The sequence below is a fragment of the Arsenicicoccus piscis genome (genome assembly GCF_022568835.1).
GTDB classification, from domain to species: Bacteria; Actinomycetota; Actinomycetes; order Actinomycetales; family Dermatophilaceae; genus Arsenicicoccus; species Arsenicicoccus piscis.
Map to the genome: position 1 here is coordinate 109,303 of NZ_JAKZHV010000009.1, position 24,102 is coordinate 133,404.

Sequence of the window (24,102 nt, forward strand, 5' to 3'; positions counted from 1 at the left end):
ATGATCACGCTACGCCGCGTGCCATGCGGTACCCGGAGGCGATGATCACGGCGGCGACCACGCAGTGCAGCGAGATCAGCGCCCACATGGCACTCGTCGTCGTGGCGGACGTCGGACCGAGCAGCGAGGCCAGAGCGGCGACGACCGCGACGATCGTCCAGCTGCGCCGGGCCTGCCCGGTGACCCGCTGGAGCAGGGCCACGGCCACGAAGCCCGCGAGGGCGGCGACCAGGGCAGCGACCACGACGTCGACGACGCCGATGATGCGCGTCTGGTTGCCGGTGCCGACGGTCAGGTCGACACCGACCAGCGCCACGCAGAACGTCCAGGTGATGACGGCGCACACGACCGTGGCGAGCACCGCGACGAGGCAGGGGATCAGGCGGATGCCTCGGCGCCGGGCGGAGGGGGTGAGCTGGGTGGTGGTCATGGTGGTTCTCCTCGTCGATCGGTCGGTGCAACCGACGCTAGGAGGGCAGGCGCGGCCGGGTCAGGGGAGAATGTCTGTCGTCGACCGGGACCTTTGTCCCACCGCACCCAGCACCCGTGGCAACCAACGAGATCCGCGACACCTGGAGGACGACATGCACAAGAACGAGCCGACCGCGACGCGCAAGACGCCGGCGGAGAACTTCACCGGCGACGTCTACCTCACGCCGGTGTTCGGGGGCGACGACACCTCCGATCTGACCTGTGGGCTGGTGCGCTTCACTCCCGGGGCTCGCACGCACTGGCACACCCACGCCAACGGGCAGCTGCTGGTGTGCACCGACGGCGTGGGGCTGGTCGGCACCCGCGACGGCGACACCGTCGTCCTGCGCGCGGGGGAGAGCGTGTGGATCGCTCCGGACGAGGAGCACTTCCACGGCGGCACGGCCGAGACGATGATGTGCCACTACGCGATCCTGGACGGCTCAGGCCCCAAGGACGCCACCACCTGGCTCGACCCGGTGACCGACGAGGACTACACCGCCGCCCACGCCTCGGCGGGCGTGAGCCGGCCCTGACCGCCCCCCGTGTTGGCCTCGTCGGGCGGTTGCCGTCCGCGGTCGAGACGCTGGACGAGCAGGCGGCGCGCTGCTACCGCCAGCTCCAGGGCTACACCACCGACCTGGAGCGATACATCTACCTGGACCAGCTCCACAACCGCAACGAGGTGCTCTACTACAAGGTCCTCACCGACCACCTCACCGAGCTGCTGCCGGTCGTCTACGACCCCACGGTCGGCGAGGCGATCGAGAAGTGGTCGCGCGACTACCGCCGCTCGCGGGCGGTCTACCTGTCCATCGACCGGATCGAGGACGTCCGTACCAGCTTCGAGGAGCTCGGGCTCGGACCCGACGACGTAGACCTCCTGGTCGTCTCGGACGCGGAGGAGATCCTCGGCATCGGCGTCTGGGGCGTCAACGGCACCGACATCTCGGTCGGCAAGCTGGCGGTCTACTCCGCGGCCGCCGGTATCCACCCGGGCCGCACCATCGCGGTAAACCTCGACTGCGGCACGAACAACGAGCAGCTGCTCAACGACCCGGCCTACCTCGGCAACCGGCACGCCCGGGTGCGCGGCAAGCAGTACGACAAGCTGATCGCCGAGTACCTCAAGGTGGCGTCCGAGCTCTACCCGAAGGCTCTGCTGCACTTCGAGGACTTCGGCCCGTCCAACGCGCGCCGCATCCTGGTCGACAACGCGAAGAAGTACCGCATCTTCAACGACGACATGCAGGGCACGGGCGCCATCGTCATGGCCGCCGTGATCTCCGGCATGAAGGTCACCAAGCAGTCCTTCGCCGACCAGCGTCTGGTCGTCTTCGGTGCCGGCACCGCGGGCACCGGCATGGCCGACCAGATCCACGCCGCCATGGTGCGAAGCGGCCTGTCCGAGAAGGAAGCTCGTGCTCGCGTCTGGCTGATCGACAAGCAGGGCCTGGTCACCGACGACATGTCCGACCTCCCCGACTACCAGCAGGCCTACGCGCGGCCGGCCGCCGAGGTCAAGGACTGGGACCGCCACGACGGCGAGATCTCGCTGCTGACCGTGGTGCAGCAGGTCAAGCCGTCCATCCTGATCGGCACCTCGACCGACCACAACGCGTTCACCCAGGAGGTCATCGAAGCCGTGGCCGACGGGGTGGAGCGGCCGATCGTCCTGCCGCTGTCGAACCCGACCGAGAAGATCGAGGCGATGCCGCAGGACGTCATCACCTGGTCCAAGGGCAAGGCGCTCGTCGCCGTCGGCATCCCGGTGAAGCCGTTCGACTACGACGGCACGACGTTCACCATCGGGCAGGGCAACAACGCGCTGCTCTACCCCGGCCTCGGGCTCGGCACCATCGTGTCGGGTGCCAAGCACGTCACCGACGGCATGCTCCTCGCCGCCGCGGAAGCCGTTGCAGGACAGGTAGATCCGACCGCGCTCGGTGCCTCGCTGCTGCCCGACGTCGCGAACCTGCGGGCCTCATCGGCCACCGTGGCGGTCGCCGTGGCCAAGCAGGCGCAGGAGGACGGCGTCGCGACGGTGACGCCCGACAACCTGGTCCGGGCGGTGCAGGACGCGATGTGGCAGCCGGTCTACCCCGAGCTGCCGAAGCACTGAGCGGCTACCGGTCCACCCCGCTGGACGTGACGGCGCGAGTCGTCGCGCTCCTGCACGGCGACGGGCAGAGCAGCGCCGCGACGCACCGCGTGGTGTCCCGCCTCAACGGGCACTTCGGGACCGATCACCGGGCCGTTGAGGACCCCCGCACCCGGCCCGAGGCCATAGAGCACGCGGTGAGCGCGGCCGAGAGTCTGCCGCCGAGCGGGGTGTGGCTGTTCACGCTCGCCTGCGCCGTCGGCGCCATGTCGCTGGCCGTCATCTTCGGTGCCTTCCAGCCGTGGGCCCTGGCGCTCATCGCGGTCACGGCAGGGCTGCTGGCCGCGGTCTGCCCCGCCATGGTGCTGGTGCCCGGTCCGCACGTGCTCAACGGGTGCCTGGACCTCGCCGACCGCAGGGTGGACCTCGGCCTGGCGCGGCTGGTCTACGCCACGATGGTGATCCTCGGGATCAGCGCCGGGCTGCTGACCGGCCTCGGCCTCGGGCAGACCAGCCTGCCTGTCACCGCGGTGTCCGCAGCCGCACCCCAGTGGAGCGACGCGCTGGCCGCGGCGGTCGTCGCGGCCTGCTACGCGGTCTTCTTCTCGTTGCCGGTCCGCTCGATCGGCTGGACGGTGGTCATCGCGGCCGTCGCCCACACGGTGCGCTGGATGACCATCAGCCAGCTCCACTGGTCCGCAGCGCTGGGCACGTTCTACGCGCGCCTGGTCGTGGGGCTCGCGCTCATCCCGATCAGCGCGCGGGAGCATCGACCGTTCGCGGGCATCGGGTTCGCCGCGGTCGTGTCGATGGTCCCCGGGGTCTACCTGTTCCGTGGCGCGGCCGGAGTCCTGGCCCTGGCCGGTGGCGACAGCACGCTCGGCACCGTGTCGGGCACGTTGAGCGATCTCCCCACCGCCGTGCTGATCGTCCTCGCGATGGCCGTGGGGTTGCTGCTGCCGGGCCACATCTTCGACTGATCGGCCCTCGTCCGTCGTAGGCTCAGCCCGATGGAACACCCCGGCGACCAGACCCTGCTCCAGCGGATCGCATCCGCCTCGTCGCTGACCCCGAGCGAGCGCCGGGTGGCCCAGTTCTACGAGGACACGCTGCCGCGCAGCGCCCTGCTCAACCTCGCCGAGGTGTGCCGGGCCACCGGTGTCAGCAGCGCGACCGTCGCGCGGTTCGCCCGCCGGCTCGGCTACCCCGACTTCAGGGCGCTCAGCCTGTCGCTGGAGCGGGAGGTGCAGGAGCTGCTGGCGCTGCCCGGGGACCGGCTGCGGGCCCAGCCCGGCATCGACCCCGGGCCGGCGCTGCTGCGCGCACGGTTCGGGCAGGCGGAGGCCGACCTGCGCGAGACGCTCGACCGCCTCGACGACGAGGAGTTCGACGCCGTGGCCCGGCTCGTCGCCGACCCGACCCGGCCGCTCGTGCTCGCCGCCGTGGCCTCGGGGCTGCCCTTCCTGCGCTACATGGAGCTGCTCGCGAGCTATCTGCGAGGTGACGTCACCCTGCTGGACGGCACGGACCGCTGGGCGCACGGGCTGGCCGGGCTCACCGACCGGAGCGTGGTGCTGGCCACGGCGTTCGACCGCTCGCCGGTGGCGATCCAGCGGCTGCTGCGGCACGCGCGAGGGCGCGGGGCGACGACGATCCTGATCACGAACCGTCGGGGGAGCCCGCTGCTGGCCGACGCCGACCTGAGCCTGTTCGTCGCCAGTGGCTCGGACTCCGTGTTTCGTTCTCGCGCAGGGCTGCTGGTGCTGCTCGAGGCACTCCTGGACGTGATGGGCGAGCACGCGGGACGCGACGCTCCCCGGGCCGCGGCGATCGAGGCCTTCTTCGAGGCGTCCGGCGGCTACCTGCCCAGCTGATCACCCACCGAGGTGCTGCGGGAGGGCGGTAGGACCGTCGTCCCTGCGTCCACGTCCGGGTGGTGCAGATCGATCGCCGGCCGCTCGGACCGGATGCGGGGGAGCGACGTGAAGTTGTGCCGCGGCGGCGGGCACGAGGTCGCCCACTCCAGCGACGCGCCGAAGCCCCACGGGTCGTCGACGGTGACGTGCGGCGCATGCCGCTCGCTGATCCAGACGTTCCAGAGGAAGACCAGGGTCGAGGCACCGAGGAGGAAGGCGCCGACGCTGGAGACCTGGTTCAGCCAGACGAACCCGTCCTTGGGCAGGTAGTCCGCGTAGCGGCGAGGCATGCCCCAGACGCCGAGCAGGTGCTGGATGAGGAACGTCGTGTGAAACCCGATGAACAGCATCCAGAAGTGGATCTTGCCGAGCCGCTCGTCGAGCATCTTGCCGGTGAACTTCGGCCACCACAAGTAGAACCCGGCGAACATCGCGAACACTACGGTGCCGAAGACCGTGTAGTGGAAGTGGGCGACGACGAAGTAGGAGTCGGTGACGTGGAAGTCCAGGGCCGGGCTGGCCAAGATGATGCCGGTCAGCCCACCGAAGAGGAAGGTCGTGATGAACCCCAGCGCCCAGACCAAGGGTGTGTCGAGGGTCAGCTGGCCACCCCACATGGTGCCGATCCAGTTGAAGAACTTCACCCCGGTCGGCACCGAGATGAGCATCGACATGATGGCGAAGAAGGGCAGCAGCACCTGGCCGGTGGCGTACATGTGGTGGGCCCACACGGCTGAGGAGAGCGCGGCGATCGCGATCAGCGAGAAGATCATCGACTTGTAGCCGAACAGCGGCTTGCGGCTGAAGGCGGGGATGACCTCGCTGATGATGCCGAAGAACGGCAGCGCGATGATGTAGACCTCGGGGTGGCCGAAGAACCAGAACAGGTGCTGCCACAGGATGGGTCCGCCGTTGGCGGTGTCGACGACCTGCAGGCCCGGGGTCCAGAGCTCGGCGCGGATCATCATCGCGAGCACTCCACCGATGACGAAGAACACGAAAGACGTTGCGAGATATAGCAGTCCGATGACCTTGTGGTCGGTGCTCGCCGCCCAGCGCACCCAGTAGCCGGGGGAGCGACGTGGCGGACCAGGGGGAGCGGTTGACGTCGTCGAAGGTGCCTGCAGCCGGTCCGAAAGGATAGCCATGATGGTCCTCCCCGGTGCGCGTGACGGATGCCGACGCTGGGGTCCCAGTGCCGAGCGAGGCAAGGTCCAGACCTGACCCCAGTGGACCACCGACAGCAGACGGGCACAAGGGTCGGTGCATCGGGGTGCGGGTCGCCTGGGGCCGACCTAGACTCGGCACACGTCGTCCCCGCACCCGAGAGAACGGCATCGCCATGGCTGAGCTCGTCATCGACCGCGACTTCGCCGCCCCGTGCGAGCGACTCTTCCAGGCCTTCACCGACCCGACCGTGCTGGTCGAGTGGTACGGCCCCGTGGGCTTCTCCGTCCCCCGCACCACCTGCGAGATCGACCCCCGCGTCGGAGGCCGCCGACGCCTGGAGCTGGTCAACGACGACGACCCCGTGCAACGCCTGTCGGTCGACGCGACCTTCACCGAGCTGGACCCGCCGTGGCTGATCGCGTCGCAGGAGGAGCTGCCCGACGGCGGCACCTACGCGCTGCGGATCGAGATCGACTGCTGCGAGGGCAAGGAGCGCAGCCACGTCCGGCTCGTCCAGCTGCCGTGGCCGGGCGCCGACGTCGAGCAGATCCGCTCGGGCTGGGAGAGCTCGTTCACCAAGCTCGACGCGCTGCTCGACCTGTAGACCGGGCTCAGCGGCTCAGCGGCTCAGCGGCTCAGCGCCAGCACCGGCCCAGGGTCCACCGCCGTCGTCACGTCACCGCCGGCCGCGCGCACCTCGACGTGCAGCTGGCACCCGTCCGGTGCGCCCACCGATCCGGCCGTGGCGATCGGCTCGCCCACCGCGACCCGCTGCCCAGGACGCACGCGCACCGAGGCCGCGTGGGCCACCAGGACGTCCATCGCGTTGTCGGACGTCCGGATCCGAAACACGGTGGGGCCGTAGGAGCGCCCTGGTCGCGTCGGGGTGTCCGGAGCAAGGACCGTGCCGGCGATGCCGGCCAGGATGGTGGTGCCGCACGCCATCGCGATGTCGGTGCCGTGGTGGAATCCCTGCTTGCCCGGGCACCGCGGGTCGGAGCCGTAGAGCGGGGACGTGGTGCAGCCGAAGGGGTTGAGCACCGGCCAGGCCTCGGTGAACCACGGCGAGGTGTAGCGCGTGCGATCCGTCGTCGCGAACACGTCGTGCGGATCGACCGGCGGCTGCGCCGGCGCGCGTGCCGCCGTGCTGGTCGGGCTGCTGGTCGGGCTGGGTGAGCTGGGCGAGGCTGCGGCCTTCGTGGTCGTACTGAGCGACGGGCTGGTCGACGGGCTGGTCGACGGGGCGACGGTGGGGGCGACGGACTCCGTGGTCGAGGCGCCGCTGCAGGCGGGGAGGGCGCCGAGGGCTGCGCAGAGCAGCACCGCGCCTACCGAGCGCCGTGCACCAGGCGCCTGTGGGTCGCGCGGCACAGCGAGCTCAGCCGGAGACGCCCAGGTCGACGACGACCACGGTGATGTTGTCGCGGCCGCCCTTGTCGAGCGCCAGCTCGACGAGCGAGCGGGCGGCCTCTGCGGGCGTGCCGGTGCCGAGCCACTCGGCGATCTCGTCGTCGGTCAGCTCGCCGTTGAGCCCGTCGCTGCACAGCAGCAGCCGACCCGTGGCCGGCAACCGGGTGAGCGTCACGGTCGTGTCGGCCGCACCGGTGCCGGTGAGCGCGCGGGTGAGCTGGTACTGCCCCGGGTGGTGCTGGGCCTCGGCCGCAGTGATCATGCCGAGCGCGAGCATCTCCTCGGCGACGTTGTGGTCGCGGGTCACCTGCGTGAGGGCCTGGTGATCGCCGCGGTCGTGGCCGCCGCCGTCACCACCACGTGCGCCGAGGACGTAGGCGCGGCTGTCGCCGACGTGCCCGATCACCACCTCGTCATCCTCCTGCACGGCCAGGATCAGCGTGGTGCCCATGTCGGACGTGACCTCGTCGCCGTCGGCCGCGCGCTGCAGCAGGTCCAAGGCGTCGGAGAAGGCTGACTCCACCAGCTCGACCAGGGACTGCCCGGGGTGCGGGCCACGCTCTACGCGATTCACGGCCGCCTCGACCGCCAACCGGCTGGCCACCTCGCCGGCCTGGTGCCCGCCCATGCCGTCGGCCACCATCCAGTAGAAGTCGCCGACCGCGAAGCTGTCCTCGTTCTGGGCGGACACGCGCCCGATGTCGGTGTGCGCGGCATAGCGCGACCCGGTCGAAGTGGTCATGGGGGTGATCCTGCCAGGTCGACCGCCGATCCGCAGCAGCCCCAGCGCCTAGGCTGGTGCCATGTCGAGCACCATCACCGTGAGCGACCGGGTCTGGACCGTCCCCAACGCGCTGTCCGTGGTCCGGCTCCTCGGGGTGCCGCTCTTCTTGTGGCTGATCATCCGCGGGCACGACGGCTGGGCGCTGGCGGTCCTCGCCGGCTCTGCCGCGACGGACTATCTCGACGGCTGGATCGCCCGGCGCTTCGACCAGGTGACCCGGTTGGGGCAGCTGCTCGACCCGGTCGCGGACCGGCTCTACATCCTCTCCGCGCTCGCCGGGCTGCTCGTGCGCGGCATCGTGCCCTGGTGGCTGGTGGCGCTCATCGTGGGCCGTGACCTGTGGGGCGCCCTGGCGCTGCGGCGCTGGCGGTCCTACGGCCTGCGCACCCTGCCGGTCACGTTCGTCGGCAAGGCCGCGACGTTCAACCTGCTCTACGCCCTGCCGTTGCTGCTCCTCGGGCACGGCAGCGGGGCGGTGGCGGACGTGGTGCGGCCCATCGCGTGGGCCTTCACCTGGTGGGGCGTTGCCCTCTACTGGCTGGCCGCCGTGATGTACTTCGTCCAGGCCCAGCACCTGGTGGCAGCGGTCCGACACGAGGCTGCGGCCCCGCCGTCGACGCGCCGTCACCGGCTGGGCCCGACCGTCCAGCAGGCAGCGCACGAGCAAGCAGCGCACGAGCAGGGAGAGGTGTCACGGTGAGCACGGCTGCGCCCCGGCGTCCAGACGCCTCGATGACCCTGCTCACCGAGATGATGGAGCGGCCGCTCGACCCGGCCTACGCGGCCGAGGCCGAGCGACGGGTCGCCCGCGGTCTGTCACCGACGCCGCCCCCTCGACCGCTGCGCATCGCTGCGATCCTGCTCGTCCTCGCGCTGGTCATCACGATCGCCGCCCTCGCGCTGCGCCAGCCCCGAGCCGTGATCGCCGAGCAGAAGGCCGACCTGATCAGCCGCATCGAGGAGCGTCAGCAGGCCGGCGACGCCCAGCGGGCGCGGGCCGCCACGCTCAACCAGGAGATCGCCACGGCGCGCGGTCAGCTGCTCGCCGCCCAGGACCTCCAGACGCTCAACAGCGAGCTCGCGGCTGCCGAGCTCGGCACCGGCGCCATCGCGGTCAGCGGCCCCGGGGTGGTCATCACGCTCGACGACTCCGCACAGGCCGCAGGATCCGGCGCCGCGGGCGACCCTCGCGCGGCCGGTGACGTCGACCAGGGCCGGGTGCAGGCTCGCGACCTCGCGATCGTCGCCAACGGCCTGTGGCAGGCCGGTGCCGAGGCGGTCTCGATCAACGGTCACCGACTCACCTCGCTGTCGGCGATCCGGTTCGCAGGCGACGCGCTGATCGTGGACTTCCGTCCGCTCACCCGGCCCTACGTCGTCTCGGCGATCGGTGAGAAGGGCCAGCTGCACACGCGGTTCGTCGGCACCGACGCCGGCAGCTACGCCCAGGGTCTCGCCGACAACTATGGCGTCCGCTACTCCGTGGACGACCACGACCAGCTGACCCTGCCCGCCGATCCGTCCATGGACGTGCGCGTCGCCCGGGTGCCCGGTGCCGGCCCCAGCGCCGCAGCGACCAGCGGCGCAGCCCCCACTACCGCCACGAACACTCCCGCAGCGACCACCACCGCAACGACCACCAAGGAGGCGGTCTCCCCGTGATCCCAGCCCTCGGACTGATCGTGGGCATCGCCCTCGGCATCTTCCTGGACCCCTCGGTGCCGGTCTGGCTCCAGCCCTACCTCCCGATCGCGGTCATCGCGGCGCTCGACGCGGTCTTCGGTGGCATCCGGGCCGTGCTGGACGGCATCTTCAACGACAAGGTCTTCGTGATCTCGTTCCTGTCCAACGTGGTCGTGGCGGCCCTGATCGTCTTCCTCGGCGACCAGCTGGGCGTGGGCTCGCAGCTGTCGACCGGTGTCGTCGTGGTCCTCGGCATCCGGATCTTCTCCAACGTCGCCTCCATCCGCCGACACCTCTTCCACGCATGAGCAGCACGACGCCTCCGCCGCCGCCCACCGACCCCACCCGGCAGGAGTCGGGCTGGAGCCGGCTGCTGGAGGCAGCCAAGCCACGGGCCAACCGCAAGACGGCCGTCGCCACCGCGCTGGCCCTCGCCCTCGGGTTCGCCGTGGCGACGCAGGTGCAGGCCACCGGCAAGCAGGGCCTGGAGTCGTTGCGCACCACCGACCTCGTGCGCATCCTCGACGACCAGACCTCGCGCAACGAGCGCCTGGACCTCGAGACGCGCCGGCTGCAGGCCACCCGCGACGAGCTCGTCAACGGCAGCTCCAAGGACGAGGCCGCCGTCAAGGCCGCCACGGAGCGGCTGAACCAGCTGCGCATCCTCGCGGGCACGGTCAAGGCCACCGGGCCAGGCATCACCATGACCATCACCGGCCAGCCCGGTCAGGTCACCTACCCCACCCTGCTGGACCTGGTGCAGGAGCTGCGCGACGCGGGTGCCGAGGCGATCCAGATCGGCACGGCCCGGGTGGTCGCCCAGTCCTACATCGCCGAGCACGACGGTGCGCTCTACGTCGACAACACCAAGCTCACGCTGCCCTACACGATCAAGGCCGTGGGCGACGGAGACACCCTGCAGGCGGCGATGAACTTCCCCGGTGGGATCGTCGAGACGATCCGCCAGCAAGGTGCCGAGGCCACCGTCACCAAGGCGCCGTCCGTGCTGGTCGATGCGTTGCAGCAGCCACCGACCGATAGATACGCTCGGCCTGTCCCGAGTGCCAGCCCGTCCGCTCCCTGAGCGGCCACCCACTCGACCAGCTGGACCCGGCCGACCGGCCAGCGCCACGACCCATTCGTGCCAGTCACCGCCGCAGTACCTCGAAGGAGAGCCATGTCCGAGCTGACCTACCCGTCGTCCCTTCGCTACACCACCGACCACGAGTGGGTGAAGATCGACGGCGACCAGGCCACCGTGGGGATCACGGCGTTCGCCCAGGACGCCTTGGGCGACGTGGTCTACGTGAGCCTTCCGGCCGTCGGTGACGAGGTCACGGCGGGGGAGTCGTGCGGCGAGGTGGAGTCGACCAAGTCCGTCTCCGACCTCTACGCCCCGCTGACCGGCACGGTGACCGCCGCCAACGAGCAGCTGGACGGTCAGCCGGAGCTGGTCAACACCGACCCCTACGGCGACGGCTGGATGTTCACCGTCCAGATCTCGGACGAGGGCGAGCTCGACGCGCTTGTCGACGTCGACACCTACCAGGACAGCCTGACCTGACCAGTAGCATGATGCTTCGGCCGGCTGGCCGAGCGTAGGAGGGAGACTGCACGTGAGCAGCCAAGACAACGATCGTCCGGCACGGGTCGACGGTCCGTCGACAATGCACTTCCCCGGCGTCGGGGTCGAGCCCACCGATACCGGCCATGACATCGAGGGCACCCTGACCACCCAGGACCAGGCGACCGTCGACGCCCTGCGTCCTGGCACCGCCCTGCTCGTCGTGCTCCGTGGACCCAACACCGGCGCCCGCTTCCTCCTGGACGCCGACGAGGTGAGCGCCGGCCGCCACCCCGACAGCGACATCTTCCTCGACGACGTGACCGTGTCCCGACGGCACGCGGTCTTCGTCCGGAACGGCTCGCACTTCGAGGTCCGCGACGTGGGCTCCCTCAACGGGACCTACGTCAACCGCGAGCGCACCGACGTCGGCGCCCTGAACGCCGGCGACGAGGTGCAGATCGGCAAGTTCCGGCTGGTCTTCTACGCCGCTGCCGCGGGGGCGTGAGCGCTCGACCGCTGACCATCGGGGCGGTCCTGGCGCAGCTGCAGCCGGACTTTCCCGACATCAGCATCTCCAAGATCCGGTTCCTGGAGGCCAAGGGCCTCGTCACGCCCGCACGGACCGGGTCCGGCTATCGCACCTACACCGCTTCGGACGTGGACCGGCTGCGCTACGTCCTCACCGCCCAGCGCGACTGGTTCTGGCCGCTCAAGGTGATCGCCGACGCGCTGGACGCGATGGACCGCGGGCTGGAGGCGCCGACCCCGAGTGCTGGTGCGGGATCCCTTCCAGCGGCACCGCCGGCGCCCGTCGACCCGTCCCTGCCGAGCGCGGCCGACCTCTCGGTCGCCCCGACGACGCTGCGCCTCACCGGTCGTGAGCTGGCGACGGCAGCCGGCCTGGACGAGCCCACCGTCGCCGCCCTGGTGCAGTTCGGGCTGCTGCGAGCCGACGCCCAGGGTCACTTCGACGACGCTGCCCTGGCGGTGGCCCGGGCTGCCGGCGCTCTCGGGTCCTACGGCCTGGAGGCGCGCCACCTGCGCCCGTTCAAGATGGCGGCCGACCGAGAGCTCGGCCTGGTCCAGCAGGTGGCGCGACCGCACCGGGGCTCGGCCGCCGACCCCGAGGGGAGCGATCGCACGGGTGAGGTGCTCGCCGCCTGCCTCGCCCTGCACACCGCCCTGGTGCGTCAGGGGCTGACCGCGAGGTAGGTTGGACGGGTGAAGAGGCTCGAGGTCCACGGAGTTCGCGTCGAGATGCCGACCAACCAGCCGATCGTGTTGCTGAAGGAGAGCGACGGCACGCGGTACCTACCGATCTGGGTCGGGGCGGCCGAGGCGACGGCGATCGCGTACGCCCAGCAGGGCATCGTGCCCCCGCGCCCGCTCACCCACGACCTGCTGGTCAACGTGATCGAGGCCCTCGGCCACACGATCACCGAGATCCGCATCGACGCCATCGTCGACAACGTCTTCCACGCCGTCCTCGTCTTCGACCACACCATCGAGGTGAGCGCGCGCGCGTCGGACGCCATCGCGCTGGCGCTGCGGCTCGACCACGAGATCGTGGGCCGCCCCGAGGTCGTCGAGGAGGCCGGCGTCATCATCAGCGAGGGTGAGGACGCCGAGGACGAGGTCGAGAAGTTCCGCGAGTTCCTCGACCAGATCTCGCCCGAGGACTTCGAGGGCGAGGAGGGGCCGGACCGGCCCGCGTCGTCCTGAGCAGCCGCTCGGCGACACGCCCGCGGACGCATGGACCCGTTCGGTCGTTGACCGCGACCGAGGCGCGCCGTACCGTCAATAGCGTGTCGACAGCCTGGCTCGACGCTGGACGAGGAACTGGAGGCGATGTGAGCGGGACCCCTCGTGAGCCCTCCGCCTCCCAGGGCAAGCTCTTCGACGACGACCTTCCGGAGCTGTCCGAGGACATCGGCTACCGCGGTCCGACGGCCTGCCGGGCGGCCGGCATCACCTACCGCCAGCTGGACTACTGGGCCCGCACCGGCCTGGTCGAGCCCTCCGTGCGCACCGCTACCGGCTCCGGCACCCAGCGGCTCTACGGCTTCCGCGACATCCTCGTGCTCAAGGTCGTCAAGCGACTGCTCGACACCGGCGTCTCGCTGCAGCAGATCCGGGTCGCCGTGCAGTCGCTGCGCGACCGGGGCGTCGAGGACCTCGCCGGGATCACCTTGATGAGTGACGGCGCCTCGGTCTACGAGTGCACCTCCGCCGACGAGGTCATCGACCTGGTCCAGGGTGGCCAGGGCGTGTTCGGGATCGCCGTCGGGCGCGTGTGGCGCGAGGTCGAGGGGGAGCTGTCGGCGCTGCCGAGCGAGCGCACCGACGACCACGCCGAGTTCCCGGGCGACGAGCTGTTGGCGCGGCGTCGCGCCCGTTCGGCGGGGTAGTCGCGGGCCTCGGGTGCTAGCCTGACCCCGCCGACAACTCCCGTGGGAGAGTCCCCGCTCGACGGGGCGCCGAAGGGGCAACCTCCCCGGAACCTCTCAGGCACCAGGACCGCGGGGGCAGGTGCACTGGAGTCCACCAAGCACTGACCACGGATGACAGGCGGGGAACGCCACCCGAGCGGGTGCGCGTGCCGTCCTACGTGAGGAGCAGTCCCGTGCTCGACCCGTCCCCGTTGCCCGAGTTCGTCGGCCGCCACATCGGCCCGAGCGATGCCGACGTCGAGCACATGCTCTCGGTCGTCGGTCAGCCGTCCATCGAGTCCCTCCTGGCCAGCGCCGCGCCGGCCGCCATCCGCTCGGTCGAGCCGCTGGACATCGAGCCGGCCGCCAGCGAGCAGGCCGTGGTGGAGGAGCTGCGCGCCATCGCGGCCAAGAACCAGCTGCTCACGTCGATGATCGGCCAGGGCTACTACGGGACCGTCGTGCCCCCGGTGGTCAAGCGCAAGCTGCTCGAGAACCCCGCGTGGTACACCGCGTACACGCCGTACCAGCCGGAGATCTCCCAGGGCCGGCTGGAGGCGCTGCTCAACTACCAGACCATGGTCAACGACCTGACGGGTCTGGACATCGCCAACTCCTCGCTGCTCGACGAGTCGACCGCCGCGGCCGAGGCGATGACGCTGATGCGCCGCTCCAGCAAGGTCGCCAAGGACGCCGTGCTGCTCGTCGACGAGCAGGTCTTCACCCAGACCATCGCCGTCGTGTCGACCCGTGCCGTGCCCCTCGGGCTGGAGGTCGTCGTGGCCGACCTCACCCAGGTCCGCGACGCCGACTCCCTCGCGGCTGCGGCCGGGGGACGGGCGGTGTTCGGCGTGCTGGTGCAGTACCCAGGCGCCGACGGCCGGCTGGTCGACTGGTCGGCCCTCGCCGAGGCGGCGCACGAGGCCGGGGCGCTCGTCACCGCCGCCACCGACCTGCTCGCGCTCACCGTCGTCACGCCGCCGGGGGAGTGGGGCGCGGATCTCGCCGTCGGCTCCAGCCAGCGCTTCGGCGTGCCCATGGGTTTCGGCGGCCCGCACGCCGGCTTCATGTCCGTGCGGCGGGGGCTTGAGCGGTCCATGCCCGGTCGGCTCGTCGGGGTGAGCGTGGACGAGGACGGCCAGCAGGCCTACCGGTTGGCGCTGCAGACCCGCGAGCAGCACATCCGGCGAGAGAAGGCCACCTCCAACATCTGCACCGCGCAGGTGCTGCTCGCCGTGATGGCCTCGATGTACGCCGTCTGGCACGGTCCGAAGGGGCTCAAGTCGATCGCGGAGCGCACGCACGCCACCGCGGCCGTGGTCGCCGATCGGCTGCGCGCCGGTGGCGTCGAGCTGGTCGCCGACCGGTTCTTCGACACCGTCGCCGTCCGCGTCCCGGGCCGGGCCGCCGAGATCGTGGCCGCGGCGCGGGACGAGGGCGTCAACCTCTGGCAGGTGGGCGAGGACCAGGTCCAGCTCAGCTGCGACGAGGTGACGACCGCGCGCGAGCTGAACGCTGTGCTGCGCGCGTTCGGGCTGCCCGGTGACATCGAGTCCGTGCCGCGCGCGCTGCCCGAGCCGGCCGCCCTCGACGGCTTCGGCCGCACCAGCGACTACCTCACCCACCCGGTCTTCAACTCGGTGACCTCCGAGACCATGATGCTGCGCTACCTGCGCCGGCTCGCCGACCGCGACTACGCGCTGGACCGCGGCATGATCCCGCTCGGGTCCTGCACCATGAAGCTGAACGCCACGACCGAGATGGAGCCGATCACCTGGCCGGAGTTCGGGGCCCTGCACCCGTTCGCCCCGGTCGAGCAGACCGAGGGCATCCGCCAGATCGTGCGTGAGCTCTCGGACTGGCTGCTCGAGATCACCGGCTACGACGACATCTCGTTGCAGCCCAACGCGGGCGCCCAGGGCGAGCTGGCCGGTCTGATGGCGATCCGCGCCTACCACCGGGCCAACGGTCAGGGCGCGCGCACCATCTGCCTGATCCCGGCGAGCGCCCACGGCACCAACGCCGCGAGCGCCGTCATGGCGGGCATGAAGGTCGTCGTGGTCAAGACGGCCGCGGACGGCTCGGTGGACATGGAGGACCTGGCCGCCAAGGTCGAGCAGCACCGCGACACCATCGCGGCGATCATGGTGACCTACCCGTCGACGCACGGGGTCTACGAGGACACCATCACCAAGCTCTGCGGGCTCATCCACGACGCGGGTGGGCAGGTCTATGTCGACGGCGCCAACATGAACGCCCTGGTGGGGCTCGCGAAGCCGGGCCACTTCGGGGCCGACGTGTCGCACCTCAACCTGCACAAGACCTTCTGCATCCCGCACGGCGGCGGTGGCCCCGGGGTGGGCCCGGTCGCGGTTCGTAGCCATCTTGCGCCCTACCTGCCCAACCACCCGTTGGCGCCGGAGGCCGGCCCCGCGACGGGCGTCGGTCCGATCGCCGGCGCGCCCTACGGCTCCGCGAGCATCCTGCCGATCTCGTGGACCTACGTGCGTCTGATGGGTGGTGAGGGCCTGGCGCGGGCCACCTCGCTGGCCGTGCTGAACGCCAACTACATCGCGGCCCGCCTGCGAGAGGCCTACCCGGTTCTCTACGCCTCCGAGGACGGGCTGGTCGCCCACGAGTGCATCCTCGACATCCGGCCGTTGACGGCGGCGACGGGCGTCACCGTCGACGACATCGCCAAGCGGCTGATCGACTACGGCTTCCACGCCCCGACGATGTCCTTCCCTGTCGCCGGCACGTTGATGGTGGAGCCGACCGAGTCCGAGGACCTCGCTGAGCTGGACCGCTTCTGCGACGCCATGCTGGCCATCCGTGCCGAGGTCGAGCAGGTGGCCTCCGGGGAGGTCTCGATCACGGACTCGGTGCTGCGGCACGCACCGCACACCGCGGTCTCGCTGGCGCAGGAGTGGCCCTACGCCTACGACCGGCAGGTGGCGGCGTTCCCCGACGGCGTCGACCCGCGCGCGAAGTACTGGCCCGTGGTGCGGCGCATCGACGGCGCCTACGGCGACCGCAACCTGATCTGCTCCTGCCCGCCGCCGGAGTCCTTCGAGGACTGAGCCGCGGCATGACGACGGGCTCCGGCTGCGGTGCAGCCGGAGCCCGTCGCTGTCGTCAGCGCAGCGGTGTCGTCAGTTCAGCACCGAGTCCACGATGAGGGAGCCGGCGATGCCCAGCATGAAGACGTCCTTGGCCACGGCCGTCCCCTCCTGGGTGGGGCGGATGCCGTCGATCGTCATGCCGGGGGTCTTGCGGTACATGTTGAGCAGGCCCGCGCTGAACGCGCCGAGCGCGGCGCCGGCGAGCCAGCCCGGGACGAACGGCGTGAGCAGGGCAGCGCCGAGGGCGATCTCGCCCGTCGAGATGTAGGTGGCGAACTGCTTCGGCGGGATGTCGGCGAGCTGGGGCACGCCGGCGGCGCCCATGTCGCGCAGGCCCTGGGCCGCCTCCACGGGCAGGTTGCGCTTGCCGAGCCCGGAGTTGAGGATGAACAGCCCTGCGGCAAGACGGGCGGGGGCAGCAGCGAGGCTCATGAGTACTCCTTCGATAGCGGATCGAGACGCGCTGAGCACACGCCCCGTGTTCGGTGCGACCGCCGGCCGGTGCCGTCTCGATCGCACCACCATCTTGCCAAGGGACGATCGAACCTGGGTGGTTGGACCAGCTCGCGGCGTGGTCGGAGCCGATGTCAGGCCGGCACGGCGTCGGTCGCCGTCGCCGGGTCGGGCAGTCCGGAGCCGGCACCCACGCCGGTGACGCGCACGTCGCTGCCGGTCGGGGAGCGACGGACCAGGACCTGGGCCGGGATGCGGCTGCGCAGCTCGGAGACATGACTGACCAGGCCCACGGTGCGGCCGCCGTCGCGCAGCTCGTCGAGGACGCCCATGACGAGCTCGAGGGTGTCCTCGTCCAGGGAGCCGAACCCCTCGTCGACGAACAGGGTGTCCAGCCGCAGCCCGCCGCTCTCGGCGCGGACGGCGTCGCCGAGGCCGAGCGCCAGCGCGAGCGAGGCCATGAACGTCTCGCCCCCGGACAGGGACCGGGTGTCGCGCGAGATGCCGGTCCAGGCGTCGAGCACCTTCAGACCCAGCCCGCTGCGGCCGCCGTTGGCGGCTAGCTCCTCTGAGTGCTCGAGCGTGAAGCGCCCGTCGGTCATGGGCGCCAGCCGCTCGTTGGCGAGCCGGACGACCTCACGCAGCCGGAACGCGAGCACGAAGGAGGTCAGGCTCATCCGCCGGGTGTTGTCCCGGCCGCCGCCCGCGAAGGCCTCCGCGAGATCGCGCATCACGCGGACGTGCTCGGCCAGGGGCTCGACGTCGTCGAGTGCTGCCAGCACGTCCTGGCTGCGGGCGTCCAGTGCGGTGCGGATGGCCACCGCCTCGGCCTGCCGAGCCGTGGCACGCTGCAGGGCCGTCCGCGCCTGGGCTGCCATGCTCTCCAGACCCAGCTGGTCCGGCCTGGGCAGGTCGACGACCGCGGCCACGTCGTCCTGCGCGAGGATGGCGCGCTGCGCGGCCAGCTCGTCACCGTGGCGTCGCACCACGACACGCAGCTCGTCGATGGCGGCCGGCTCGCGTCGTGCGTCCACCACGGCCTGCTCGTCAGCGAATCCCTCTGCAGTATAAGCATTTTCGAGCTTGACCAGGGCATCGCTGAGCGCCTGGTCGGCCCGAGCCTGCTCGGCGAGCGCGTCGCTCAGCGTGGCCGCGGCCAGGGCCGTGGCGCGGTGTCGGCCGACGGCCGCGCGGACCTGGTCGGCCAGGTCAGCGGCCGCGTGGGCCAGGACCGCGTCCGTGTCGGCCCGGTCACCCTGATCGTCCTGCTCGTCTCGGGCCGGCGCCACCGCTGCGTGCGGGTCGACGCACGGGCAGGTCTCGGCGTGCCGGGTGGCCAGACCGCGCACCTCGGCCGTCGCCTCGGTGAGCGCTCCGGTGGCCACGCGGGCCCGCACCGCGGTCTCGGTGAGCTGCTGCTGGGCCTGGGCTGCTGCCTGGGCGAGGCGCTCCTGCTCGTGCTCGGAGGCGGCGGTGCGCTCGGTGGCAGCGGGGAGCGAGTCGGCCGCCGCCTGCACCTGCTCGCGCTCGCTGATCGCCGCCGCCAGCGCCTCGGCCACCGGACCGGACCGGAACGCCTCGACCCGGACCACGTCGTCGATGACGGAGTCGTCGCTCACGGAGGTGGCGCTGCCATCGGGGCCGGCCTCGCCGCTGGAGCCTGCCTTGCCGCCGGAGGTGTCACCCTCGTCCGCCAACCCGGCGGGGACGTCGAGCAGATCGGCACAGGACTGGGCGAGGGCCTGCAGCTGGGCTCGCTGCTGACGCGCCGTGGCGGTGGCCGCGACGTGGCGACCGTGCGCAGTCGTGCGAGCCGCGCTGATCCGCTCGCAGTCGTCCTCACCGGCCGCGACGTCCTCGCGCGACACGGCGACGGTGGCGGCGATGGATGCCTTGGCCGGGTGCACCGTCGAGCCGCACACGGGACAGGGAGCGTCGTCGCCCAGGTCGGCCGCCAGCTCGGCGGCGAGGTCGGCGGAGCGCCGGGCGTGCAGCTCGGCGAGCTGGTGACGCGCCTGCGCGTGCTCGGTGTCCAGCCGGGCCAGCTGCGCACCGGCGCGCTGCGCCTCGCGCAGGCTCTGACCGAGGGCCACCAGACCACCGTCCAGCGCGGCGAGGTCCGCGACCCGGCGAGCGGCCGTCGGGGCCTGCGCTGCGAGCTGCGTCAAGGCGGTGACCTGCTCGCGCAGGTTGGTGACCCGCCGCTCGTGGTCGGCCTGGGCGTGGGTCGCCAGGGCAGCGGTCTCCTGTGCGGACCGGTGCTGGGCGTGGGCGGCCTGCTGAGCAGCCGTGGCCTGATCCAGCCGGCGAAGGTGCTCGGCCAGGGTGGCGATCACGTCGTCCTGACCCCGCACCTCGTCCAGCCAGGCGGCGACCACCGTCTCGTCGGGGTCCGCGGCGGGCTGGATCGGGAGCGCGGGGAGACCGGCGCGCGCCTGGGCCGTCGCACGGCGGCGCTGGGCCACGGTGGCCCTCGCGGTGACCGCGGCGTCGCGGTAGCCCCAGACCGACCGGGCTCGCTCGGCGTCCGCGATGGTCTGGTGCGCCAGGTCGACGGTCGGCGTCGCCTCCTCGAGCGCGGTCAACGACTGTTGGGCCTGCGCGGCCCGAGCCTGCAGCGCGGCGACCCGCCGGCCCTCGGCCGCCGCAGCGTCGGCGTCGTCGGCGGCGGTGCGTGCCGTGGCGAGGGTCGCCTCGGCCGAGGTGGTCGCGTGGTGGACGAGGGTGGACCAGGCGACGAGCTGGTCCGCGACGGTCTCTCGGTCGAGCTCGTGCGGCGGCTGGTCGCTCTCGTCGAGCAGCGGTGACACGGCGTCGTGCGCCCGGCGCAGCTGGTGGCTCAGCGTGCCCTGGACCTGGGCCAGTCGCTGCTCGCCGGCGCGACGCTGGTCGGCCAGCCACTCCTCGACCGCGCGGAAGCCTGCCGTGTCGAAGAGCCGCTCGAGGATCTGCTGGCGGTCCTTGTTGGGGGAGCGCAAGAAGGTGGAGAAGTCGCCCTGGGGGAGCAGGACGACCGTGGCGAACTGCTCGCGCCCCAGACCGAGCACCTCGCCGAGGAGGTCGCCCATCTCGTCCAGCCGGGTCGACCTGTTGACCCAGTCACCGGTGACCAGCTCGTCAAGCCGACCGTGCGCCTGGACCGAGGTGGTGCCGCCGCCCCGCTTCTTGGGGCGCTCGAACGAGGGCTGGCGCCAGACGCGCAGCCGGCGGGACCCGATGGTCAGCTCGAGCTCGACGCTGGGCACGGCGTCGACGCCGGCGTGGTCCGAGCGCAGCGATGCCCGGTGCTGCTCGGCCCGCGCCCCGGCCAGCCCGCCGTAGAGCGCGAACGTCACGGCGTCCAGCAGGCTGGTCTTGCCCGAGCCGGTGGCGCCGTGCACGAGGAACAGCCCGGCCTCGCCCAGCTCGTCGAAGTCCAGCTCGACGACGTCGGGGAACGGCCCGAAGGCCTCGATGCGGATGCGGTGCAGCCTCATGTCAGGCGACCTCGTGGTCGAAGAGGCTGGTCTGGACTGCCTGCAGGTCGGCCTGCGCCCGTGCCGGCGCTGGGGCGCTCACGGCGACGCTCGGCTCGTCGAGGTGCTCGGGCCTGGTCGCCTCGATCGCCTCGCGCAGGATCTCGCCCTCGGCAGGCGTCGGGCCGGCCCCGCCCCGCACGTGGGCGAGGAAGTCGCTGCACAGCTCGAGCCGGGTGCGGGTGCTGACCTGCAGCTCGGAGCGGGCGCGGGAGGCAGGCGCCCCGGCCGGCTCGAAGGTCAGCTGCAGCAGGTGCGGGAACCGGGCGAGCAGCCGGTCGAGGGCCCCCAGCGGTCGGGCTGGGTCGGTGAGCACCGCCTGCACGTAGGCCGACTCGGCGTGGGCGTGCTGGGGACCGCGGAGCAGCTCGTCGAGCGTCCCGCGCACGACGGCCAACGGTCGGTGCACGGGGGTCGGCACCGCCACGACGTGGTCGGCGCCGCGCCCGTCGGTCGACAGGTCGACCAGCCAGGAGGACTTGGTCTGGCCGGCCTCCGAGAAGCTCATCGCCAGCGGCGAGCCGCTGTAACGGACGTGCTCGCTCAGCAGCTGAGGCCGGTGCAGGTGCCCCAGCGCCGCGTAGTCGACGTGGTCGAACAGGTCGAGCGGCACCGCGCTGACCCCGCCGACCGCGATGTCGCGCTCGGAGTCGCTGGACACCGCGCCGCTCACGAAGGCGTGCGCCATGACCACCGTGCGGGTGGTCGGGTCCGCCACCTGCGCCACGCGGGCGAGCGCAGAGCCCAGCACGGCCTGATGGGTGCGCTGCTCGGCCTCCAGGGCCGCGGAGGCGACGGCCGGCTCGAGGTAGGGGAGGGCGAAGACGCGGGCGCCCGGGAGCTCTACGGGGCGGGTGATGCCCTCGATCGAGGTGCGCACGTGGACGCCGGCGGTCTCGAGCAGCCGCGACGCGAAGCCCAGGCGGATCGCCGAGTCGTGGTTGCCGCTCGAGAGCACGACCGTGGCGCCCGCGTCGTGGAGGCGGCACAGCGCCTCGGAGAGCAGGTCCACGGTCGGCGGTGCGGGCAGCGCGCGGTCGTAGACGTCACCGGACACGAGCACCGCGTCGACGCGCTCGGTGCGCACCGTCTCGACGAGGTGGTCGATGAAGGCGGCCTGCGCGTCCAGCAGGCCGACCTGGTGGAACGAGCGCCCCAGGTGCCAGTCGGACGTGTGCAAGAACCTCATGCTCGCCAGGCTAGGTGGCGGGTCTGACACACCCCCCTCTCCCACGCCGAGGGCCGTCCACCTGGTGGGAATCGCGTCCTGGTGGGAGTTTCTGGCCCCCTGAGCGGGGGTGGGCGTGGTGCCATGGCGCGCATGGGTGAACAGATCAGCTCCATCGTGACCCGACGCGAGCGTCAGCAGTACCGCGAGAAGGTCCAGCAGTGCCTGGACGTCTTCGCGCGGATGCTGTCGTCGAGTCACTTCGAGGACACCGACCCGATGGTGGGCCTCGAGATCGAGCTCAACCTCGTCGACCGCGAGCTGCGCCCCAGCATGACCAACGAGAGCGCGCTGTCGGTGACCACCGAGGCGTTCCAGTCCGAGCTGGGCCGGTTCAACATCGAGCTCAACGTCGACCCGCGTCCGCTGCACGGGGACCACCTGCGCCAGCTCGAGGACAACCTGCGCGCGGAGCTCGACGACGCCCACGCGGCCGTGCCGGACGCCGGGATCGTCTGCGTCGGCATCCTGCCCACCCTGACGGCCGAGGCGATGTCCGCCGAGGTCTTGTCGCCCGACCTGCGCTACAAGGCGCTGAACGACTCGATCCTCGACGCCCGCGGCGAGGACGTCCTCATCGACATCCAGGGCCGGTCGGGGGAGCGCTTCTCGCAGTACTTCGACACCATCGCACCCGAGGCCGCGTGCACCTCGATGCAGATGCACCTGCTGGTCTCGCCGACCGACTTCGCGTCCTACTGGAACGCGGCGCAGGCCATCTCGGGCGTGCAGGTCGCCCTGGGGGCCAACTCGCCGTTCCTGTTCGGCAACCGCCTCTGGGACGAGACCCGGGTGCCCCTGTTCTACCAGGCCACCGACACCCGGCCGCCGGAGCTGCGCAACCAGGGTGTGCGGCCGCGGGTGTTCTTCGGCGAGCGGTGGGTGACCTCGGTCTTCGACCTGTTCGAGGAGAACGTGCGCTACTTCCCGGCGCTGCTGCCCGAGATGTCCGAGGAGGACCCGGTCGCGGTCCTCGACGAGGGGGGCGTCCCGACCCTGCGCGAGCTGCGCCTGCACAACGGCACGATCTACCGGTGGAACCGGCCGATCTACGACAACTCGTCGGGCATGCCCCACCTGCGGATCGAGAACCGCGTGCTCCCGGCCGGCCCCACCATCGTCGACACGGTCGCCAACAGCGCCTTCTACTACGGGCTCGTCGGGGCGCTGGCCTCCGACGACCGACCGCTGTGGAGCCGGCTGTCGTTCGACGCGGCGCACGAGAACTTCACCGACGGGGCCAAGCGCGGGCTGCGGGCCCGGCAGTACTGGCCCGGTCGCGGCGAGGTGCCGGTCGACGAGCTGGTGCTGCGGCACCTGCTGCCGCTCGCGCACCGCGGCCTGGAGATGTGGGGCGTGGACGCCGACCTGCGCGACCGCTACCTCGACATCATCGAGGGACGCTGCACCAGCGAGACCAACGGGGCGACCTGGCAGTCCGACTGCGTCGGCGCCCTCGAGCGACGCGGCCTGTCCCGCAACGACGCGCTCGCGGGCATGCTCGAGCGCTACGTCGACGGCATGCACTCCAACGAGCCGGTGCACACCTGGGAGCTCCCGTCGGTGACCTCGTGAGGGTCAGTCGACCGGCAGCGCCTCCTCGAGAGGCAGCAGGTTCCAGTGCTGGATGGCGGGGTTGTGCCGCTCGTAGGCGAGCACGCAGATGGCGCCGGGGTCGAGGATGAGCTGGGCCCCGAAGCGGGGCTCGGTGCGCAGCCACACCGAGGCGAGCACGCGCAGCAGGTGACCGTGCGCCACCAGGGCGACGTCACCGACGTCGAGGGCGGGGCGCACCCGGTCGATGACGCTGCGGGCGCGCGCCGACACCTGCTCGATCGTCTCCCCGGGCGACTCCCCGGGGACCACGCCGTCGTCCCAGACGTTCCACTCGTAGCCCAGGCGCTCGCGGATCTCGCTGGTTGTCAGTCCCTCGTAGCCGCCGTAGTCCCACTCGACCAGTGCGGGCTCGATCTCGACGTCGGTGAGCCCGGCCAGCTCGGCCGTGCGCCGGGCGCGCTGCAGCGGCGAGGAGAGCACCAGGGAGAAGTCGAACAGCCGCATCATCGGCGCGATGTCCTGGGCGAGCTCCTCGCCGCGCTCGGTCAGCGGGATGTCGGTGAGGCCCGTGTGCTTCATGGCCGTCGACCACTCGGTCTGGCCGTGGCGCATCAGGACGAGCCGGTGCTTGGGCGTGGGGCGCCCCGCAGGGGCCGGGGTGGAGGTCGTCACCCTCGAAGGCTAACCGGCAGTGCG

The 24,102-nt window shown here is 71.6% G+C and carries 23 protein-coding genes, 1 pseudogene and 1 riboswitch; of the genes and pseudogenes, 16 read left to right on the forward strand and 8 right to left on the reverse strand.

Annotated elements, in window-relative coordinates:
- Positions 1-4: 4 nt before the first annotated feature.
- Entirely contained in the window at positions 5-430 is a 426-nt protein-coding gene (locus tag MM440_RS14790; protein WP_241445252.1) for a DUF6069 family protein, read from the reverse strand.
- A gap of 154 nt (positions 431-584) precedes the next feature.
- On the opposite strand from MM440_RS14790, the gene MM440_RS14795 reads away from it, so the two are divergent.
- From MM440_RS14795 to MM440_RS14810, 4 genes are read left to right on the forward strand one after another with little or no spacing between them, the layout of a single operon-like run.
- A complete protein-coding gene (locus MM440_RS14795) occupies positions 585-1,007 on the forward strand; it encodes a (R)-mandelonitrile lyase (RefSeq protein WP_241445254.1) in 423 nt (140 codons plus the stop codon).
- Positions 1,008-1,036: 29 nt separating this feature from the next.
- Positions 1,037-2,593, forward strand: a complete 1,557-nt coding sequence (locus MM440_RS14800) for an NAD-dependent malic enzyme (protein ID WP_241445256.1) — start codon at positions 1,037-1,039, stop codon at positions 2,591-2,593.
- The gene (locus tag MM440_RS14805) at positions 2,557-3,552 is read left to right on the forward strand and encodes a threonine/serine exporter family protein (RefSeq protein WP_241445258.1); all 996 of its coding nucleotides are present in this window, start codon (positions 2,557-2,559) and stop codon (positions 3,550-3,552) included. The genes MM440_RS14800 and MM440_RS14805 overlap by 37 nt, the downstream gene beginning before the upstream one ends.
- Positions 3,553-3,582: 30 nt before the next feature.
- Positions 3,583-4,446 (forward strand): MurR/RpiR family transcriptional regulator, encoded by an 864-nt coding sequence (locus tag MM440_RS14810; RefSeq protein WP_241445260.1) that lies wholly within the window; start codon positions 3,583-3,585, stop codon positions 4,444-4,446.
- On the opposite strand, the pseudogene MM440_RS14815 reads toward MM440_RS14810, so the two are convergent.
- Positions 4,431-5,411, reverse strand: a pseudogene (locus MM440_RS14815) (cytochrome c oxidase subunit I); the annotation flags it as partial. The gene MM440_RS14810 and the pseudogene MM440_RS14815 overlap by 16 nt on opposite strands.
- 419 nt (positions 5,412-5,830) lie before the next feature.
- Between MM440_RS14815 and MM440_RS14820 the strand changes: the two are divergent.
- The gene (locus MM440_RS14820) at positions 5,831-6,262 is read left to right on the forward strand and encodes an SRPBCC family protein (protein ID WP_241445267.1); all 432 of its coding nucleotides are present in this window, start codon (positions 5,831-5,833) and stop codon (positions 6,260-6,262) included.
- A 23-nt stretch (positions 6,263-6,285) separates the two neighbouring features.
- On the opposite strand, the gene MM440_RS14825 is transcribed toward MM440_RS14820, so the two are convergent.
- A complete protein-coding gene (locus tag MM440_RS14825) occupies positions 6,286-6,981 on the reverse strand; it encodes a M23 family metallopeptidase (protein ID WP_241445268.1) in 696 nt (231 codons plus the stop codon).
- Positions 6,982-7,036: 55 nt separating this feature from the next.
- A complete protein-coding gene (locus MM440_RS14830) occupies positions 7,037-7,810 on the reverse strand; it encodes a PP2C family protein-serine/threonine phosphatase (RefSeq protein ID WP_241445270.1) in 774 nt (257 codons plus the stop codon).
- Positions 7,811-7,871: 61 nt separating this feature from the next.
- On the opposite strand from MM440_RS14830, the gene clsA reads away from it, so the two are divergent.
- From clsA to gcvP, 10 genes are all read left to right on the forward strand, one after another.
- The gene (gene clsA / locus MM440_RS14835) at positions 7,872-8,552 is read left to right on the forward strand and encodes a cardiolipin synthase ClsA (RefSeq protein ID WP_338155665.1); all 681 of its coding nucleotides are present in this window, start codon (positions 7,872-7,874) and stop codon (positions 8,550-8,552) included.
- A 32-nt stretch (positions 8,553-8,584) separates the two neighbouring features.
- Positions 8,585-9,514: a DUF881 domain-containing protein gene (locus MM440_RS14840; protein WP_241445271.1), complete on the forward strand. Its 930-nt coding sequence runs from the start codon at positions 8,585-8,587 to the stop codon at positions 9,512-9,514.
- Positions 9,511-9,843, forward strand: coding sequence for a small basic family protein (locus MM440_RS14845; RefSeq protein ID WP_241445272.1), 333 nt, complete (start codon positions 9,511-9,513; stop codon positions 9,841-9,843). The genes MM440_RS14840 and MM440_RS14845 overlap by 4 nt, the downstream gene beginning before the upstream one ends.
- On the forward strand, positions 9,840-10,619 hold the full coding sequence (locus MM440_RS14850; protein ID WP_241445275.1) for a DUF881 domain-containing protein: 780 nt from the start codon (positions 9,840-9,842) through the stop codon (positions 10,617-10,619). Before MM440_RS14845 ends, MM440_RS14850 begins: the two co-directional genes overlap by 4 nt.
- Before the next feature lie 93 nt (positions 10,620-10,712).
- Positions 10,713-11,099, forward strand: coding sequence for a glycine cleavage system protein GcvH (gcvH, locus tag MM440_RS14855; protein ID WP_241445279.1), 387 nt, complete (start codon positions 10,713-10,715; stop codon positions 11,097-11,099).
- Between the two features lie 52 nt (positions 11,100-11,151).
- Positions 11,152-11,607 (forward strand): FHA domain-containing protein, encoded by a 456-nt coding sequence (locus MM440_RS14860; RefSeq protein WP_420914173.1) that lies wholly within the window; start codon positions 11,152-11,154, stop codon positions 11,605-11,607.
- Positions 11,604-12,314 (forward strand): transcriptional regulator FtsR, encoded by a 711-nt coding sequence (gene ftsR, locus MM440_RS14865; RefSeq protein WP_241445280.1) that lies wholly within the window; start codon positions 11,604-11,606, stop codon positions 12,312-12,314. Before MM440_RS14860 ends, ftsR begins: the two co-directional genes overlap by 4 nt.
- 9 nt (positions 12,315-12,323) lie before the next feature.
- A complete protein-coding gene (locus MM440_RS14870) occupies positions 12,324-12,824 on the forward strand; it encodes a bifunctional nuclease family protein (protein ID WP_241445282.1) in 501 nt (166 codons plus the stop codon).
- A 128-nt stretch (positions 12,825-12,952) separates the two neighbouring features.
- On the forward strand, positions 12,953-13,510 hold the full coding sequence (locus MM440_RS14875; protein WP_241445283.1) for a MerR family transcriptional regulator: 558 nt from the start codon (positions 12,953-12,955) through the stop codon (positions 13,508-13,510).
- Positions 13,511-13,543: 33 nt separating this feature from the next.
- A riboswitch (glycine riboswitch) is annotated at positions 13,544-13,632 on the forward strand.
- 60 nt (positions 13,633-13,692) lie between these two features.
- Positions 13,693-16,611, forward strand: coding sequence for an aminomethyl-transferring glycine dehydrogenase (gene gcvP / locus MM440_RS14880; protein WP_420914174.1), 2,919 nt, complete (start codon positions 13,693-13,695; stop codon positions 16,609-16,611).
- 72 nt (positions 16,612-16,683) lie between these two features.
- Here the strand turns inward: gcvP and MM440_RS14885 are convergent, their stop codons facing one another.
- The 3 genes from MM440_RS14885 to MM440_RS14895 form a co-directional block, all read right to left on the reverse strand.
- On the reverse strand, positions 16,684-17,085 hold the full coding sequence (locus MM440_RS14885; protein WP_241445285.1) for a hypothetical protein: 402 nt from the start codon (positions 17,083-17,085) through the stop codon (positions 16,684-16,686).
- 155 nt (positions 17,086-17,240) lie between these two features.
- Complete coding sequence (locus tag MM440_RS14890) at positions 17,241-20,582, reverse strand: AAA family ATPase (RefSeq protein WP_241445286.1); 3,342 nt, start codon at positions 20,580-20,582, stop codon at positions 17,241-17,243.
- 1 nt (position 20,583) lies between these two features.
- On the reverse strand, positions 20,584-21,810 hold the full coding sequence (locus MM440_RS14895; RefSeq protein WP_241445287.1) for an exonuclease SbcCD subunit D: 1,227 nt from the start codon (positions 21,808-21,810) through the stop codon (positions 20,584-20,586).
- Positions 21,811-21,942: 132 nt separating this feature from the next.
- Between MM440_RS14895 and MM440_RS14900 the strand changes: the two genes are divergently transcribed.
- Positions 21,943-23,424, forward strand: coding sequence for a glutamate-cysteine ligase family protein (locus MM440_RS14900; RefSeq protein WP_241445288.1), 1,482 nt, complete (start codon positions 21,943-21,945; stop codon positions 23,422-23,424).
- 3 nt (positions 23,425-23,427) lie between these two features.
- On the opposite strand, the gene MM440_RS14905 is transcribed toward MM440_RS14900, so the two are convergent.
- The gene (locus MM440_RS14905) at positions 23,428-24,078 is read right to left on the reverse strand and encodes a histidine phosphatase family protein (RefSeq protein ID WP_241445289.1); all 651 of its coding nucleotides are present in this window, start codon (positions 24,076-24,078) and stop codon (positions 23,428-23,430) included.
- Between the last annotated feature and the right edge of the window lie 24 nt (positions 24,079-24,102).